Raw genomic sequence first — 15,997 nt, 5'->3', positions numbered from 1 at the left:
AAGGATGATTGCATTTACCCGTTGGCCGGATGAGTTCGCGGCCCGCTATCGTCAAAAAGGCTACTGGCAGGATCTGCCGTTAACCAATCTGATCACCCGTCACGCAGAAAACGACGCCGTGGCGATTATCGATGGAGATCGACACATTAGCTACCGCCAGTTTAACCAGCGGGTGGACAACCTTGCCTGCTCTCTGCAGCGTCAGGGACTGAAGCGCGGAGAAACCGCGCTGGTGCAACTGGGCAACGTCGCCGAGTTTTACATCACCTTCTTCGCGCTGCTGCGCATCGGCGTCGCGCCGGTGAACGCGTTGTTCAGCCACCAGCGCAGCGAGCTTAACGCCTACGCCGCGCAGATTAAGCCGGCGCTGCTGATCGCCGACCGCGAGCACGCGCTGTTTGCCGACGATAGCTTCCTCCATGCGTTTATTGCTGAACATGCTTCCCTGCGCGTGGCGCTGCTGCGTAACGACGGCGGCGAGCGCGATCTGGCGACGGAGATTAACCGCCCGGCGGATAACTTTATCGCCAACCCAACCCCTGCCGACGAAGTGGCCTTTTTCCAGCTCTCCGGCGGCAGCACCGGGACGCCGAAGCTGATCCCGCGTACCCATAACGATTACGACTACAGTATCCGCCGCAGCAACGAGATCTGCGGGATTAACGCTAAGACGCGCTACCTCAACGCGCTGCCGGCGGCGCATAACTACGCGATGAGCTCCCCGGGGGCGCTGGGCGTTTTCCGCGCCGGCGGACGGGTGATCCTCGCCGCCGACCCGAGCGCTACCCTCTGTTTCCCGCTGATTGAAAAACATCAGGTCAACGTCGCCTCGCTGGTGCCGCCGGCGGTCAGCCTGTGGCTGCAGGCCATTCACGAATGGGGCAGCAACGCGCAACTGCAATCGCTGCAGCTATTGCAGGTCGGCGGCGCGCGCCTGTCGGCGACCCTTGCCGCGCGCATTCCGGCGGAAATCGGCTGCCAGCTGCAGCAGGTGTTCGGCATGGCGGAGGGGCTGGTGAATTACACCCGCCTTAACGACAGTCCTGAGCGGATCATCCATACCCAGGGCTGCCCGATGTGCCCGGACGATGAAGTGTGGGTGGCAGATGCCGAGGGCAACCCGCTGCCACGCGGCGAAGTGGGCCGCCTGATGACCCGCGGGCCCTACACCTTCCGCGGCTACTACAACAGCCCGCAGCATAACGCGGAGGCCTTCGACGCCGAGGGTTTCTACTGCTCCGGCGATCTGATTTCGATCGATGAAGACGGGTATATCACCGTTCAGGGCCGGGAAAAAGATCAGATCAACCGCGGCGGCGAGAAGATCGCCGCCGAAGAGATCGAAAACCTGCTGCTGCGCCATGAGGCGGTGATCCACGCCGCGCTGGTCAGCATTGAAGACAATCTGCTGGGCGAGAAGAGCTGCGCTTACCTCGTGGTGACCTCGCCGCTGCGCGCCGTCGCGGTGCGCCGCTTCCTGCGCGAGCAGGGGGTGGCTGAATTTAAACTGCCGGACCGCGTGGAGTGCGTTGCCGCGCTGCCGCTGACGCCGGTGGGCAAAGTCGATAAGAAACAATTACGTCAGTGGCTGGCCGAAGGCAAGCTGGGCTGAAGGAGAACAGAAAATGGCAATCCCTAAATTACAGGCTTACGCGCTGCCGGAAGCCAGCGATATTCCGGCGAACAAAGTCAGCTGGGCCTTTGAACCTTCCCGCGCCGCGCTGCTGATCCATGATATGCAGGAATACTTTCTCAATTTCTGGGGCGAAAACAGCGCGATGATGGAAACAGTGGTGGCCAATATCGCCGCCCTGCGCGACTTCTGCAAACAGAACGGTATTCCGGTGTACTACACCGCCCAGCCGAAAGAGCAGAGCGATGAAGACCGCGCCCTGCTGAATGATATGTGGGGGCCGGGGCTGACCCGTTCGCCGGAGCAGCAGCAGGTGATTGCCGCCCTGGCGCCGGACGAAGACGACACCGTGCTGGTGAAATGGCGCTACAGCGCGTTTCATCGCTCGCCGCTTGAAGAGATGCTTAAAGAGAGCGGCCGCGACCAGCTGATCATCACCGGCGTTTACGCCCATATCGGCTGCATGACCACCGCCACCGACGCCTTTATGCGCGATATCAAACCGTTCTTTGTCGCCGACGCGCTGGCGGACTTCAGCCGCGAAGAGCACCTGATGGCGCTGAAATACGTCGCCGGCCGTTCCGGCCGCGTGGTGATGACCGAAGAGCTGTTGCCGCTGCCGGCCAGCAAAGCGGCGCTGCGCGCGCTGATCCTGCCGCTGCTCGACGAATCCGACGAACCGCTGGATGATGAAAACCTGATCGACTACGGTCTGGATTCGGTGCGGATGATGGCCCTCGCCGCCCGCTGGCGCAAAGTGCACGGCGATATCGACTTCGTGATGCTGGCGAAAAACCCGACCATCGACGCCTGGTGGGCGCTGCTTTCCCGCGAGGTGCAATAATGGCGGCGCTGGATTTTCGCGGCCAGACCGTGTGGGTGACCGGCGCCGGTAAAGGCATTGGCTATGCCACCGCGCTGGCTTTTGTGGAGGCCGGGGCCAACGTCACCGGTTTCGACCTCGCCTTTGACGGCGAACGCTACCCGTTTGCCACCGAAACGCTGGACGTCGCCGATGCCGACCGGGTACGCGAAGTGTGCAGCCGCCTGTTGGCGAACACCGAGCGATTAGACGTGCTGGTGAACGCCGCCGGGATCCTGCGCATGGGCGCCACCGACCAGCTGAGCGCGGAAGAGTGGCGGCAGACCTTCGCGGTCAACGTCAGCGGGGCGTTTAATCTGTTTCAGCAGACGATGGCCCAGTTCCGTCGCCAGCGGGGCGGGGCCATCGTCACCGTCGCTTCCGATGCCGCGCATACGCCGCGTATCGGCATGAGCGCCTATGGCGCCTCGAAAGCGGCGCTGAAAAGCCTGGCGCTAACCGTCGGCCTTGAGCTGGCGGGCAGCGGGGTGCGCTGTAATCTGGTGTCTCCGGGCTCTACCGATACCGATATGCAGCGCACGCTGTGGGTCAGCGACGATGCGGAGCAGCAGCGGATCCGCGGTTTCGGCGAGCAGTTTAAGCTCGGCATCCCGCTGGGTAAGATTGCCCGCCCACAGGAGATCGCCAATACCATTTTGTTCCTCGCCTCTTCTCACGCCAGCCATATCACCCTGCAGGATATCGTGGTAGACGGCGGCTCGACGCTGGGGGCGTAAATGACCTGGAAACGAGCGCTCACGCTGGCGGCGCTGAACGCCAGTAGCGAAAACACCCTGGTGGCGCATCTGGGGATCGTCTACACCCGGCTGGAAGCTGGGCTGCTGGAGGCGGAAATGCCGGTGGATGCCCGCACCCATCAGCCGTTTGGCCTGCTGCACGGCGGGGCCTCAGCGGCGCTGGCGGAGACGCTGGGGTCGATGGCCGGCTGGCTGATGACCGAAGAGGGGCAGTGCGTGGTGGGCACCGAGCTGAACGCCACCCATCACCGGGCGGTCTCCAGCGGGAAAGTGCGCGGCGAGTGCCGCCCGCTGCATCTTGGCCGGCAGAGCCAGAGCTGGGAGATTGTGGTGTATGACGAGAAGGGGCGGCGCTGCTGCACCTGTCGTCTGGGCACCGCGGTGCTGGGCTAAGGAGCCGCTGTTTCCCCGGCTCGCGCTACGCTTAGCCGGGCTACGGTTTTGACGCCCGGCGGCGCTGCGCTTGCGCGGGCCTACGGTCTGCCCCGGCCTTCCGGGAATGTCTCAGCGATGTTGAGACCGCCAACACCGGCAGTTTCAGTCAGCATCGATGCCGTTGTAGGCCGGGTCAGCGCAGCGCCACCCGGCAAACTCACGGCGTAACTGGACCGATTCGGTCATCGACTGGCAACCCGCATAATCCTTTCATTCATTTTCCTGCCTTAAGTGATCTCGCTAGCAATGTGAGACAAATCTCTGTGGGTGGACGGCATCTGCGCTGTTTCGATGTTGTTAAATTCTGCGTTGTGATCTAGAAACAAAATGTAACATCCTGATTACCCTACCGGTGGACCACAACAATGAATAATTCAGGGAAATACCTTATCTGGGCACTGCTCTCCGTGATCGGAGCCTTTGCCCTCGGCTACATTGCTTTAAACCGGGGTGAGCAGATCAACGCGCTGTGGATTGTCGTCGCGGCAGTCTGCGTTTATCTGATCGCGTATCGTTTTTACGGCCTGTATATCGCCAAAACCGTGCTCGGCGTCGATTCGACGCGCATGACGCCCGCGGTGCGGCATAACGATGGCCTCGACTATGTCCCGACTGACAAAAAAGTGCTGTTCGGACACCATTTTGCCGCCATCGCCGGCGCGGGGCCGCTGGTGGGCCCCGTGCTTGCCGCGCAGATGGGCTATCTGCCGGGGATGATCTGGATCCTCGCCGGCGTGGTGCTGGCCGGGGCGGTGCAGGACTTTATGGTGCTGTTCGTTTCCACCCGTCGCGACGGCCGTTCGCTGGGCGAACTGGTGAAAGAGGAGATGGGGGCGACCGCCGGGGTGATTGCCCTGGTGGCGACCTTTATGATCATGGTGATCATCCTCGCGGTGCTGGCGATGATCGTGGTGAAAGCGCTGACCCACAGCCCGTGGGGAACCTATACCGTGGCCTTTACCATTCCGCTGGCGCTGTTTATGGGGATCTATATTCGCTATCTGCGCCCGGGGCGCATTGGCGAAGTGTCGGTGATTGGCCTGATATTCCTGGTGTTCGCCATTATCTCCGGCGGCTGGGTAGCGGAAAGCCCGACCTGGGCGCCGTTCTTTGACTTTACCGGCGTCCAGCTCACCTGGATGCTGGTGGGCTATGGCTTTGTCGCCGCGGTGCTGCCGGTCTGGCTGCTGCTGGCCCCGCGCGACTACCTCTCCACCTTCCTCAAAATCGGCACTATCGTCGGTCTGGCGATCGGCATTCTGATTATGCGTCCGACCCTGACCATGCCGGCGCTGACCAAATTTATTGACGGTACTGGCCCGGTATGGACTGGCAACCTGTTCCCGTTCCTGTTTATCACTATCGCTTGCGGCGCGGTGTCGGGCTTCCACGCCCTGATTGCCTCCGGTACCACGCCGAAGATGCTGGCGAATGAAAATCAGGCCTGCTTTATCGGCTACGGCGGCATGCTGATGGAATCCTTCGTGGCGATTATGGCGCTGGTCGCCGCCTGTATCATTGACCCGGGCGTCTACTTCGCGATGAACAGCCCGATGGCGGTGCTGGCGCCGGCGGGAACCACCGATGTGGTGGCGTCGGCGGCGCAGGTGGTGAGCGGTTGGGGCTTTGCGATTACCCCGGAAACGTTGACGCATATCGCTAATGAGGTGGGCGAGCAGTCCATCATCTCCCGCGCCGGCGGGGCGCCTACGCTGGCGGTGGGCATGGCCTACATTCTCCACGGCGCGCTGGGCGGGCTGATGGACGTCTCGTTCTGGTACCACTTTGCCATTCTGTTTGAAGCGCTGTTTATCCTGACGGCGGTGGATGCCGGCACCCGTGCGGCGCGCTTTATGCTGCAGGATCTGCTGGGTGTGATCTCCCCGAACCTGAAGCGTACTGATTCGTTACCGGCTAACCTGCTGGCGACGGCGCTATGCGTGCTGGCGTGGGGCTACTTCCTGCATCAGGGGGTGGTCGATCCGCTGGGCGGTATTAACACCCTGTGGCCGCTCTTCGGTATCGCCAACCAGATGCTGGCGGGGATGGCGCTGATGCTCTGCGCAGTGGTGCTGTTCAAGATGAAACGTCAGCGCTATGCGTGGGTGGCGCTGGTGCCGACGGCCTGGCTGCTGATCTGTACCCTCACCGCCGGCTGGCAGAAAGCCTTCAGCCCGGACAATAAAGTGGGCTTCCTGGCGATTGCCAACAAGTTCCAGGCGATGATCGACAGCGGCAAAATTCCGGCGCAGTATACCGAGTCGCAGCTGGCGCAGCTGGTGTTTAACAACCGTCTCGATGCCGGGCTGACCATCTTCTTTATGATCGTGGTGGTGGTGCTGGCGCTGTTCTCGATTAAAACCGCGCTGGCGGCGCTGAAGGAGAATAAAGCGACGGCGAAAGAGACACCCTATGAGCCAATGCCTGAAAACCTGGACGCGATGGTGACCCAGGCGAAAGGGGCGCATTAACCTGTGTGCCGGGTGGCGGCTTCGCCTTACCCGGCCTGTCTTTCTGATCCTCCCTCTCCCTTTGGCAGAGGCTCGGGGTGAGGGAAACAAAAGAGAAATGACTTATGTTTGACACCCTTTCCAAAGCAGGTAAGTACCTGGGCCAGGCCGCCAAAATGATGATCGGCGTGCCGGATTACGACAACTACGTCGAGCACATGCGCGTCAACCATCCGGATCAGACGCCAATGACCTGGGAAGAATTTTTCCGCGAACGCCAGGACGCTCGCTACGGCGGCAAGGGCGGGGCGAAGTGCTGTTAACCCTCTTTCGGCAGATAGAGGCTGATCTGCTCCTGCTTACAGCCGTAGAGCGCCGCCAGCTTTTCGCGGGTGCGCTTCTGCGGACGGGAGTCCAGCGCTTCCAGCTGTGACACGGCGGACTGGCTGATACCGAGTTTCTCCGCCACCTCCTGCTGGGATAACCCACGCAGGATACGCCACGCGGCCTGCAGGCTGACGTTCTCGCTATGCATGATGTCGCACACTTCACCCGGTAAACCTACGTTATCGTAGATATCTGATTCGTAAGGGATGTCTTCCCAGTCGTTTTCATCATCGTCATCATACTCAAGCATGGCTAAACGCATGCGAAAATATTCACCGTAGGGAATGACAACATACTGTTTTTTTCCTTCTTCATCCTTGATGAACTGAATAGTCATATTCCGTATGCTCCTCATGAAGGTAGGTGGTGGTTGTCCGACGTTTTACCGCCACTACGTAACAGGTATCACCCGGCGGGTCTCCGAAGGTGTAAATGACGCTGTAATCACCTAATCGCAACCTGTAGTGGTTTTCGGGAGAAGATAATTTCTTGATATCCGCGACAGGTGATGTTTTATCATCCATCTTCTCCAGCCTGAATTTAATGCGGTTCTGATATCGCGTATCGATTTTAGAAAATTGCTTCTCTGCTGTTTTTGACCAGACAATCTTCATCCGTACCTCCACTGTACGCCCACACAGAATATAAGGAAATAATAAGACTATTAGATAAATTCCGAATTTCTTATGGGGTAGGGTAGAGCGGAGAAAAAACGCAGGTAAGCGGCAAAACGCAACCCGTCGAGGCGGCTCGAAAAGACCTCTGCCGGGCGACAGAGGCTTGCAGAAAATGTGCGATCAGGCGTTCAAACCGCCATCCACGTCCAGCCCGGTGCCGGAGATCTGCCCGGCGGCCGGGCTGGCGAGGAAGGTGACCGCCGCGGCGATGTCTTCCGGCTGGCCGTAGTGACCTAACGCAATAAGTTGACGCTGGGCATCGGCCTGCTCGCCGTCTTCCGGGTTCATATCGCTGTTGGTCGGGCCGGGATGGACGAGGTTAACGGTGATACCGCGGGGGCCTAAATCGCGCGCCAGGCCGCGGGTCAGGGAGTTGAGAGCGGACTTGGTCATCGAGTAAACCGCGATGCCCGGCTGCGCCACGCGGTTAGCCAGACAGCTGCCGATGTTGATGATGCGGCCGCCGTCGGACATATGCACCAGCGCCTCCTGGATAGCGATAACCACCCCACGAATATTGACGTTAATAAGCGCGTCAATGTCCGCCAGCGTCATGGACTCCAGCGGGCCGCCGCGCGCGATCCCGGCGTTGTTGACCAGAATGTCCAGCCCGCCGAGGGAACGCGCCGCATGGGTGACGGCATCCTGAATCGCCTGCGCGCTGGCGCTGTCAGCCTGCACCGCTTCACCGTGCCGGCCCAGCGCTTTTATTTCGTCGGCGACCGCCTGGGCTTTATCGGCCGATTTTTCATACGTAATAACCACATCGGCGCCGGCGCGCGCCAGCGACAGGGCGATAGCCCGACCCAACCCACGGCTGGCGCCGGTAACCAGCGCCTTCTTACCTGTTAAATCGATCTGCATGATGACCTCGTTGCGAGAGTGGTGAGAATCATCATTAGGTATAGACGGTCGGGGTGATTAACGGCTGAAGTATTCCACCTTCTCAAACGCCGCGCGCAGAACCCCAGGGGTTAAGGTCACCGGTAAATAATGAATCGACTCGCCCGGGCGCAGGGTATGGGCAATGACCCGGTCAAGCTCTGCGCGGTTATTGATATCAACCTCCAGCGCCGCCAGCGTCGCCGGCAGGTTAAAGCGCTGCCAGGCCTGCACCAGCTGCGCCAATACCTCATCCTGACCGAGCAGGGCGCTTTGCACCAGAATGCCGTAGGCCACCTTGGTGCCATGGAGGAATTTATCCGTCTGCGGCAGCACCGTCAGCCCGTTGTGCACCGCATGGGCGGCGGCGACCCGGGTGTAGCGTTCCCCCAGCCCGCCAACCATCCCGCCGCCGGCGATAACTGCATCCACCACATCGCGAAACGCCTGGGTCAGCTCGCCGCGGCGCTGGTCCGCCAGCGCCGTTTCGCTGCTGTCCAGCAGCACGTCGCGGATCGCCAGCGCGCCGTTAATCCCCAGCCGCACGGTGAGCGGCAGAGCCTCCGGCTGCGGCGCCAGTACCACGGCCTCATACCATTTGGCTAAGGTGTCGCCAATGCCCGCCAGCAGGTACTCCGCCGGGGCGTTGAGAATGATGCGCGGCTCGACCAGCACCAGGAAATTCGCGTCATCGAACATCTCAAAATTCAGCGCCTGTCCGGCGTCGCTGTACCACACCGACAGCGGCGTCCACGCCGCGCAGGTGGCGGCGATGGTCGGGATGGCCACCAGCGGAACCCCCAGGCGGCGGGCCAGCACTTTCGCGCTGTCGAGCAGCGCGCCGCCGCCGACGCCAATCACTACCGCCCGATCGTCACCTGAGGCCTGCACCAGACCCGCCACGTCGCGTTCGCTGCAGTGGCCGGTAAAGCGGATCTTTTTCGCTTCCGGCAGGTGGAAGGCCGCCGGCAGAAAAGGCTCGGCGCCGGCCAGGGCGCGCTCGCCATAGACCCACACCGCCCGCGACAGCTGGTCGGCGTTAAAAAAATCGCTCAGCCGCTCAAGGCTGCCAGGATGGGAGAAATAGTTGGCCGGACCGGGCACGACGCGGATATCGCTGTTGCTCATGGGTGCTGTCCTTATTGGTGTTGGGCTAACCTGATGTTATGTCTGGACATCCAGATGGCTAATATTATTTCGTTGTATCTTATGCTTTTTACGCAGTTGTCAGCCAGCGGCGGCTATGAAAAATTCGTTAAATCAGAAGATTAATTGCCGCACGGGAGCAGTGATGAGCGCGAATCGCCTTGAGATGCATAACATTAGCCTGGCCTTCTCCGGCTTTCAGGCGCTGAACAAGGTGGCCTTCACCCTTTATGGCGGGTCGGTGCATGCCCTGACCGGCGCCAACGGCGCGGGTAAGTCGACGCTGATGGCCGTGTTGTGCGGCACCCACGCCCACTATGAAGGCGAGGTGACGATCAACAACCAGCCGGTCACCATTCGTTCGCCGCGGGATGCCAAACAGCTGGGGATCCACCTGGTGCAGCAGGAGGTGGACGTGGCGCTGGTGCCGGGCCTGAGCATTGCCGAAAACATCATGCTGGACAGGCTGGCTGAGCCGGGGACGACCTTCCGCTGGGCGCGGGTTCGGCAGCTGGCGCGCGAGGCGCTGGCGCAGCTGGACGTGGCGCTGGACGTCAGGCGCTCTATTGATAGCTGCACCCTTGCTGAAAAACAGCAGATCCTGCTGGCCCGCGCCCTGTCGCACCATTGCCGCTTTTTGATTCTGGATGAACCCACCGCGCCGCTGGATCAGCATGAAAGCGAACGCCTGTTTGCGGTGGTGCGCCGTCTGCAGCAGCAGGGGATCGGGGTGGTGTTTATTTCGCACCGTATTCACGAGCTGAAGGCGATCTGCGACACCCTGACGGTGCTGCGTGACGGGCGGTTGATTGAGAGCGGCCCGATGGCGCCGCTGAGCGGGGAACAGATTGTCGAAAAGATGCTGGGCCACGAGCTGAGCGATATCTTCCCGCCGCCGCGACCGCCGCACGGTGAAGAAGTGCTGCTGCAGGTAGAAGGGCTGCACGATGAGGCGCTGCTGCAGGATATCTCGCTGCGCCTGCGCAAGGGGGAAATTCTTGGTATCGCTGGGCTGGCCGGCGCGGGCAAAACTGAGCTGTGCAAAGCGCTGTTCGGCGCCAGCAAAAGCCGGGTACAGCGCGGCGAGCTGAACGGCCAGCCGTGGCGGCCGCGCGATCCGGCCGATTCGGTAGGGCGCGGCCTGGCGCTGGTCCCGGAGGAGCGGCGCAAAGAGGGCATTTTCATCGAAGAGCCGATCGCGATGAACCTGGCGGTCAGCGCCGATAACAGCTTTTCGCGCTGGAGCCTGTTCGGCCATCGGCAGGCCTGGCGCTGGGCGGAGGAGGTGATTGCCCGCCTCGGCGTGCGCGCCACCGGTCCCGGTCAGACGCTGCGCCGTCTGTCCGGCGGCAATCAGCAGAAAGTGGCCATTGGCAAATGGCTGCGCAGTCATGCCAATGTTTTGATTTTTGACGAACCGACCAAAGGTGTCGATGTGAAAGCGAAAACCGATCTGTTCATGCTGATCGATGGTCTGGCACGGGAAGGCAAAGGGGTGATTTATGCCTCGGGTGAATTCGCCGAGCTGGTCGGTTTATGCGACCGCATCTGCGTACTGTGGGACGGACGGATCGTGGCGGAGATCCCCGGCGCGGAAGCCCGGGAAGAGACACTGCTTTATTATTCAACCGGAGGAGCGGCAGCGTGAGCAAGGCCCTGGCAGTGAACGCGACGGTATCGGGCCGTCAGCGATTTTTTGATTTTCTCTATAAGTGGGGCATGTTGCTGACCGTGGTGCTGCTGGTGGCGGTCTTTGGCCTCGCCTCGGACAATTTCCTTGACCCGTTCAACATCATCAACATTCTGCGCTCGATTGCCATCGTGACGGTGATTGCCATTGGGGTGTCGATTTCCCTCACCATCGGCGGCTTCGATCTGTCCGTCGGATCGACGGCATCGCTGGCCAACGCCCTGGTGATCTCCCTGTTCGTCTGGCATGGCCTGGGGACCACCGAAGCAATCCTGATCACCCTCGTGCTCTGCACTCTGGTAGGACTGTTTAACGCCTTTCTGATCGTGGTGCTGCGCATCCCCGACATGCTCGCCACCCTGGCCAGCCTGTTTGTGATTCAGGGGGTGGCGATGACCTACAGCTACGGCGGGTCGATTACCGAAAACATGGTGCTGCCGAGCGGCGAGATGGCGGAAGGCACCATCCCGGCGGCGTTTGGCGCGCTGGGCCAGGTGCCGACAATCGTCATCATCATGCTGGTGGTAACGCTGGTCGCCCAGCTGGCGCTGTCGTTCACCACCCACGGCCGGCGGATGTACGCCATCGGCGGCAACCCGGAGGCGGCGCGGCTCTCCGGCCTGCGGATCACGCGTTATAAAGTAGCGGCGTATGTGATTGCTTCGCTGCTGGCCGGGCTGGGCGGCATTCTGCTGGCCTCGCGCATCGGATCCTCGCAGGTTAATGCCGGCGGCGGCTATCTGATGGACGCGGTGGCGGCGGCCTGGATCGGCTTTTCGCTGGCCGGTTCCGGGAAACCGAACGCCCTGGGGACGCTGGTGGGGGCGGTGATCCTCGGCGTGCTCTCCAACGGCCTGGTGATGCTCTCGGTGCCGTATTACGCGATGGACATTATTAAAGGGCTGGTACTGGCTGGCGCGCTGGCACTGACCTATTTTCAGCGCCGTACTTAACATTTTACAGGGTAAACCGCATGAAAAAGATCGCACTCTCTCTCATTACGCTGGGTCTGCTGCAGTCGACGGCGGCGCTGGCCACCGCCCCGACGCCGGTGCCGGCGGCCATTGCCGAACACAACGGCCCGATCCGCATTGCCGTGATCCGCAACCTGGGGTCTGACGATAACACCACCCAGTTTGTCGCCGGGGCGCTGCAGGAAGGCAAAAAGCTCGGTTTCAAAATCAGCACCTTCCTGAGCAACGGCGATGACGCCAAGTTCCAGGACTTCGTCAACCAGGCGATCAGCCAGAAATATGACGGCATTATTCTCTCCCAGGGGCGTGACCCCTATTCGACGGCCCTGGTGAAGAAGGCGGTGGACGCCGGGATCAAAGTGGCGGTGTTCGATACTGCGGTGAGCGGTGAGATCCCGGGAGTGACGGTCAGCCAGCAGGATGACGCCTCACTGACCGAGCTCTCCTTTGGCCAGCTGGTGAAAGACTTCAACGGCAAGGCCAACATCGTCAAGCTGTGGGTGGCGGGCTTCCCGCCGATGGAGCGCCGTCAGGCGGCTTACCAGACACTGCTGAAGCAAAATCCGGGAATTAAAGAGCTGGAGTCGATCGGCGCCGTTTCATCCGATGTGCAGGGCGACACCGCTAACAAGGTGGGGGCGATCCTCGCCAAGTATCCGAAAGGGAAAATCGACGCTATCTGGGGCACCTGGGATGCCTTTAGCCAGGGGGCCTATAAAGCGCTGAAAGAGAATGGCCGCACCGAGATCAAACTCTACAGCATTGATATTTCCAACCAGGATCTGCAGCTGATGCGCGAAGCCGGCAGCCCGTGGAAGGTGAGCGTGGCGGTGGATCCGAAGCTTATCGGCGCGACCAACGTGCGGCTGATCGCTAATAAGATCGCCGGCGAGCCGACGCCAGCCACCTACGACTTCAAGGCGGCGGCAATCCCGCAGGCGCTGCTGGCGGCCCAGCCGGGGGCGGTGAACGTGGCCTCGCTGGGGAAAATCATTCCGGGCTGGGGCCAGACGGAAGACTTTATCGCCCCGTGGTTCGCGACGCTGGAAGCGAAAAACAAATAAAACGAAGCCGGGTGGCGGTGGGGCGGTCTGGTGCCCTCACCCCGGCCCTCTCCCGCAGGGAGAGGGGGAACACCAACTGCACCCGTAGGCCCGGTAAGCGTAGCGCCACCGGGCGTAAGGAATCCACTATGTCAGCATTACCTTCCCCCGAATACAGCCGCAATATGCGGCTGATTGGCCATAGCGACCAGGGCGGTCGTCCGGACGGCGTGCAACTGATGGTGCACCGCGGATTCGCCTATATCGGCCATATGGTGTCGCAGGGTTTTTCCGTGGTCGATGTTCGCGATCCGACCCGGCCCACTACGGTCAACTATATTGCCGCGCCGTCGGGCACCTGGAACGTGCACCTCCAGGCGCATGACGATCTGCTGCTGGTGATCAACGCCCGGGACCTGTTTGCCGACGCCCGTTTTGCCGATGAGAAGGTGTACTACACCCGATCGGTGGGTGACACAGTCAGCGATGTGCAGGACAAAGGCTGGAGCGCCGGGCTGCGCGTGTTTGATATCTCCACGCCGGATAAGCCGCGTGAAATTGGCTTTCTGTCGCTTAACGGCATCGGTATTCACCGCATCTGGTACGTCGGCGGCCGCTGGGCGTATGTGTCCGCGCTGATCGACGGTTTTACCGACTACATCTTCCTGACCATCGATCTGGCCGATCGGCGTAAACCGCAGGTTGCCGGGCGCTGGTGGCTGCCGGGGATGCACCAGGCAGGCGGCGAAACACCGGACTGGCCGCAGGGCAAACGCTACGCGCTGCACCACGCCATTATTGCCGGGGATACCGCCTACGGCAGCTGGCGCGACGGCGGCCTGACGCTGCTGGACGTCAAAGACAGAACCCAGCCGACGCTGATTAGCCATCGCAACTGGAGCCCGCCGTTCGGCGGCGGAACGCATACCGCGCTGCCGCTGCCGGATCGCGATCTGCTGGTGGTGCTGGATGAAGCAGTGCTCGACAACCAGGAGGACGGCGAGAAGCTGATCTGGCTGTTTGATATCCGCGAGCCGGCGAACCCGGTGAGTATCTCGACTTTCCCACAGCCGGATGAAATCGACTATGTGGCGAAAGGGGCGCATTTTGGCCCGCACAATCTGCATGAGAACCGGCCGGGGAGCTTTGTCAGCTCAACGCTTATCTTCGCCACGTATCAGAATGCCGGCGTGCGGGCGTACGACATTTCCAATCCTTATCGCCCGCTGGAGACCGGGGCGCTGGTGCCGGCTGCTCCTGAGAGAATGATGGATACCCGTCCCGGCCGCCCGCGGGTAATTCAGTCCTGCGATGTGTTTGTCGATGCCCAGGGAATTATCTACAGCACCGATTACAACGGCGGGCTGTCGGTGATTGAGTATCTGGGGTGAGGGCAAGGTAAAAGCAAAATTGTGCTTGCATTTCTGCCGGGTGGCGGCTTTCGCCTTACCCGGCCTACGAAAGACTGCAAGATCAAATCGTTATGCGGTTATCTGTAGGCCCGCGCAAGCGCAGCGCCGCCGGGCAATCTCAGAAAATTGCACTTTTTAGGGCTTGCTCCCTCTCCCTGTGGGAGAGGGCCGGGGTGAGGACAAGGTAAAAGCAAAATTGTGCCCGCATTTCTGCCGGGTGGCGGCTTTCGCCTTACCCGGCCTACGAAAGACTGCAACATCAAACCGTTATGCGGTTATCTGTAGGCCCGCGCAAGCGCAGCGCCGCCGGGCAATCCCAGAAGATTGCACTTTTTAGGGCTTGCTCCCTCTCCCTGTGGGAGAGGGCCGGGGTGAGGGAAAACAGGCCGCACTCAGCTGTACTGGCGCACCCGCGCCAGCAGCTCGTCGACGCTGTCGATACGCTCGGCCAGCACGATCAGCGCTCTGCCGAGGGTAATGGCGTGGCGCAGGCACTCATGACGCATGGCGTCGTCCTGGATAGTGTCGATATCCGCGACGTGCGACAGTCCGACGCTGCGGCGGATCAGTTCGCTGCCGCAGAAGCCGACCGCGTCCGCCCACACCTTTTTCAGAAAGGCGGAGGCATAGCCGGGGTAAGCCAGCGCCGCGTCGCGGGTTTTCTCCGCCGCCAGCGCCTGGAAGCGCTCGGCAAAGGTGGTCCACAGTTGGTGGATGTCGTTCAGCCGCTGCTCGCGCGCGGCGGCGGCATCGCGAATGCCGAGCTGGCCCGGCAGGCCGCAGTAGTTCAGCAGCAGGTTGCCGATAGCGGTGCCGATATCGAAGCCGATGGGGCCGAAGTAGCCGAACTCGGCGTCGATGGCCTTCAGGCTGCCTTCGGCAACGAAGATCGACCCGCTGTGGATATCGCCGTGCAGCAGCGCTTCCGCATGGGCAAAGAAACGGTGCTTCAGCGCCGCCACCGCCAGCTTAAGCTGGGCGTCGTCGCGCAGGGCGGCGACATCGGCCTCCAGCTCCGCCGGGTAGTTATTGCGCTCGTGGATCTGATACGGGTCGTTAAAGAACAGATCCTCGGTGATCTCGCACATCGCCGGGTTAATAAACTGCGCTACCTGCGCTTTTTTCTCGTGGGGATGAAGATAGAAATCGCTGGTGTGAAACAGCACCTGCGCCAGATAGTCGCCAAGCTGACGGGCCGCCTGAGGGTAGTAGACGTTAGCGATAAGCTCCCCGCGCCAGATGCGGTGGTCGGAAAGATCTTCCATCACCATCACCGCCAGCTCGGGATCAAAGTGATGGATTTTTACCGTGTGCTGCGGGCTGTGCTGATAGTGGGCGACCAGGGTCTGCGCTTCGAGACGGGCGCGGTCGAGGGTCAGCGGCCAGGATTCGCCGACGCAGCGCACGTAGGGCAGGGCCTGTTTGACGATCGCCCGGCTGACGCCCTGGCGATCGAACACTTTAAACACCAGATTGAGGTTGCCATCGCCCACTTCCTGCGCGCTGACCAGCTCAGATGGGTTGTCGATGCCGGCGAACTGCTGCGCGTAAGCCACGGCGTCATGGGCGGTGAAGGTATGGTATTGCGACATTGCCTCGATCCTCGAATTCTGATTAAGCCGTTCAGACGTCTATACTTCTGGATTCC

At 61.2% G+C, this 15,997-nt stretch carries 15 protein-coding genes; 10 read left to right on the top strand and 5 right to left on the bottom strand.

What is annotated here, in order from left to right; translation table 11 throughout:
• The first annotated feature begins 4 nt into the window (after nt 1–4).
• From entE to ACLH1I_RS07760, 6 genes are all read left to right on the top strand, one after another.
• Complete coding sequence (gene entE, locus ACLH1I_RS07785) at nt 5–1,612, top strand: (2,3-dihydroxybenzoyl)adenylate synthase EntE (protein WP_151628499.1); 1,608 nt, start codon at nt 5–7, stop codon at nt 1,610–1,612.
• A 13-nt stretch (nt 1,613–1,625) separates the two neighbouring features.
• A complete protein-coding gene (gene entB / locus ACLH1I_RS07780; RefSeq protein ID WP_017899057.1) occupies nt 1,626–2,477 on the top strand; it encodes an enterobactin biosynthesis bifunctional isochorismatase/aryl carrier protein EntB in 852 nt (283 codons plus the stop codon).
• Nucleotides 2,478–2,485: 8 nt separating this feature from the next.
• Nucleotides 2,486–3,232 (top strand): 2,3-dihydro-2,3-dihydroxybenzoate dehydrogenase EntA, encoded by a 747-nt coding sequence (gene entA / locus ACLH1I_RS07775; RefSeq protein ID WP_198079585.1) that lies wholly within the window; start codon nt 2,486–2,488, stop codon nt 3,230–3,232.
• Nucleotides 3,233–3,646 (top strand): proofreading thioesterase EntH, encoded by a 414-nt coding sequence (gene entH, locus ACLH1I_RS07770; RefSeq protein ID WP_017899059.1) that lies wholly within the window; start codon nt 3,233–3,235, stop codon nt 3,644–3,646.
• A 407-nt stretch (nt 3,647–4,053) separates the two neighbouring features.
• Entirely contained in the window at nt 4,054–6,159 is a 2,106-nt protein-coding gene (gene cstA, locus ACLH1I_RS07765) for a pyruvate/proton symporter CstA (protein WP_198079560.1), read from the top strand.
• Between the two features lie 104 nt (nt 6,160–6,263).
• A complete protein-coding gene (locus tag ACLH1I_RS07760) occupies nt 6,264–6,461 on the top strand; it encodes a YbdD/YjiX family protein (protein ID WP_004885759.1) in 198 nt (65 codons plus the stop codon).
• Here the strand turns inward: ACLH1I_RS07760 and ACLH1I_RS07755 are convergent.
• From ACLH1I_RS07755 to ACLH1I_RS07740, 4 genes are all read right to left on the bottom strand, one after another.
• A complete protein-coding gene (locus ACLH1I_RS07755; protein WP_023319945.1) occupies nt 6,458–6,862 on the bottom strand; it encodes a helix-turn-helix domain-containing protein in 405 nt (134 codons plus the stop codon). The genes ACLH1I_RS07760 and ACLH1I_RS07755 overlap by 4 nt on opposite strands.
• Nucleotides 6,837–7,139 (bottom strand): type II toxin-antitoxin system RelE family toxin, encoded by a 303-nt coding sequence (locus ACLH1I_RS07750; RefSeq protein ID WP_151628501.1) that lies wholly within the window; start codon nt 7,137–7,139, stop codon nt 6,837–6,839. The genes ACLH1I_RS07755 and ACLH1I_RS07750 overlap by 26 nt, the downstream gene beginning before the upstream one ends.
• A gap of 183 nt (nt 7,140–7,322) precedes the next feature.
• The gene (locus tag ACLH1I_RS07745; RefSeq protein ID WP_023288792.1) at nt 7,323–8,066 is read right to left on the bottom strand and encodes an SDR family NAD(P)-dependent oxidoreductase; all 744 of its coding nucleotides are present in this window, start codon (nt 8,064–8,066) and stop codon (nt 7,323–7,325) included.
• Between the two features lie 57 nt (nt 8,067–8,123).
• Complete coding sequence (locus tag ACLH1I_RS07740) at nt 8,124–9,212, bottom strand: oxidoreductase (RefSeq protein WP_048323352.1); 1,089 nt, start codon at nt 9,210–9,212, stop codon at nt 8,124–8,126.
• Nucleotides 9,213–9,375: 163 nt separating this feature from the next.
• Here ACLH1I_RS07740 and ACLH1I_RS07735 point away from each other — a divergent pair, with 163 nt between their 5' ends.
• From ACLH1I_RS07735 to ACLH1I_RS07720, 4 genes are all read left to right on the top strand, one after another.
• A complete protein-coding gene (locus ACLH1I_RS07735; protein WP_004885779.1) occupies nt 9,376–10,878 on the top strand; it encodes a sugar ABC transporter ATP-binding protein in 1,503 nt (500 codons plus the stop codon).
• A complete protein-coding gene (locus ACLH1I_RS07730; RefSeq protein ID WP_004885781.1) occupies nt 10,875–11,873 on the top strand; it encodes an ABC transporter permease in 999 nt (332 codons plus the stop codon). Before ACLH1I_RS07735 ends, ACLH1I_RS07730 begins: the two co-directional genes overlap by 4 nt.
• A 20-nt stretch (nt 11,874–11,893) precedes the next feature.
• Nucleotides 11,894–12,958: a sugar ABC transporter substrate-binding protein gene (locus ACLH1I_RS07725; RefSeq protein WP_004885784.1), complete on the top strand. Its 1,065-nt coding sequence runs from the start codon at nt 11,894–11,896 to the stop codon at nt 12,956–12,958.
• A 128-nt stretch (nt 12,959–13,086) separates the two neighbouring features.
• Complete coding sequence (locus ACLH1I_RS07720) at nt 13,087–14,328, top strand: LVIVD repeat-containing protein (RefSeq protein ID WP_151628502.1); 1,242 nt, start codon at nt 13,087–13,089, stop codon at nt 14,326–14,328.
• A 413-nt stretch (nt 14,329–14,741) separates the two neighbouring features.
• On the opposite strand, the gene mtnK is transcribed toward ACLH1I_RS07720, so the two are convergent.
• Nucleotides 14,742–15,941: an S-methyl-5-thioribose kinase gene (gene mtnK, locus ACLH1I_RS07715; RefSeq protein WP_004151657.1), complete on the bottom strand. Its 1,200-nt coding sequence runs from the start codon at nt 15,939–15,941 to the stop codon at nt 14,742–14,744.
• Nucleotides 15,942–15,997: the final 56 nt, after the last annotated feature.

This window comes from Klebsiella sp. 1SOBk10mer, assembly GCF_046602535.1.
Classification (GTDB): domain Bacteria; phylum Pseudomonadota; class Gammaproteobacteria; order Enterobacterales; family Enterobacteriaceae; genus Klebsiella; species Klebsiella quasipneumoniae.
This window is presented reverse-complemented; position numbering and strand designations above follow the sequence as displayed.

Coding starts and splice junctions, on each gene's coding strand:
- entE (WP_151628499.1), top strand. CDS start 5: ATGATTGCATTTACCCGTTGGCCGGATGAGTTCGCGGCCCGCTATCGT.
- entB (WP_017899057.1), top strand. CDS start 1,626: ATGGCAATCCCTAAATTACAGGCTTACGCGCTGCCGGAAGCCAGCGAT.
- entH (WP_017899059.1), top strand. CDS start 3,233: ATGACCTGGAAACGAGCGCTCACGCTGGCGGCGCTGAACGCCAGTAGC.
- cstA (WP_198079560.1), top strand. CDS start 4,054: ATGAATAATTCAGGGAAATACCTTATCTGGGCACTGCTCTCCGTGATC.
- ACLH1I_RS07760 (WP_004885759.1), top strand. CDS start 6,264: ATGTTTGACACCCTTTCCAAAGCAGGTAAGTACCTGGGCCAGGCCGCC.
- ACLH1I_RS07755 (WP_023319945.1), bottom strand. CDS start 6,862: ATGACTATTCAGTTCATCAAGGATGAAGAAGGAAAAAAACAGTATGTT.
- ACLH1I_RS07750 (WP_151628501.1), bottom strand. CDS start 7,139: ATGAAGATTGTCTGGTCAAAAACAGCAGAGAAGCAATTTTCTAAAATC.
- ACLH1I_RS07745 (WP_023288792.1), bottom strand. CDS start 8,066: ATGCAGATCGATTTAACAGGTAAGAAGGCGCTGGTTACCGGCGCCAGC.
- ACLH1I_RS07740 (WP_048323352.1), bottom strand. CDS start 9,212: ATGAGCAACAGCGATATCCGCGTCGTGCCCGGTCCGGCCAACTATTTC.
- ACLH1I_RS07735 (WP_004885779.1), top strand. CDS start 9,376: ATGAGCGCGAATCGCCTTGAGATGCATAACATTAGCCTGGCCTTCTCC.
- ACLH1I_RS07725 (WP_004885784.1), top strand. CDS start 11,894: ATGAAAAAGATCGCACTCTCTCTCATTACGCTGGGTCTGCTGCAGTCG.
- ACLH1I_RS07720 (WP_151628502.1), top strand. CDS start 13,087: ATGTCAGCATTACCTTCCCCCGAATACAGCCGCAATATGCGGCTGATT.
- mtnK (WP_004151657.1), bottom strand. CDS start 15,941: ATGTCGCAATACCATACCTTCACCGCCCATGACGCCGTGGCTTACGCG.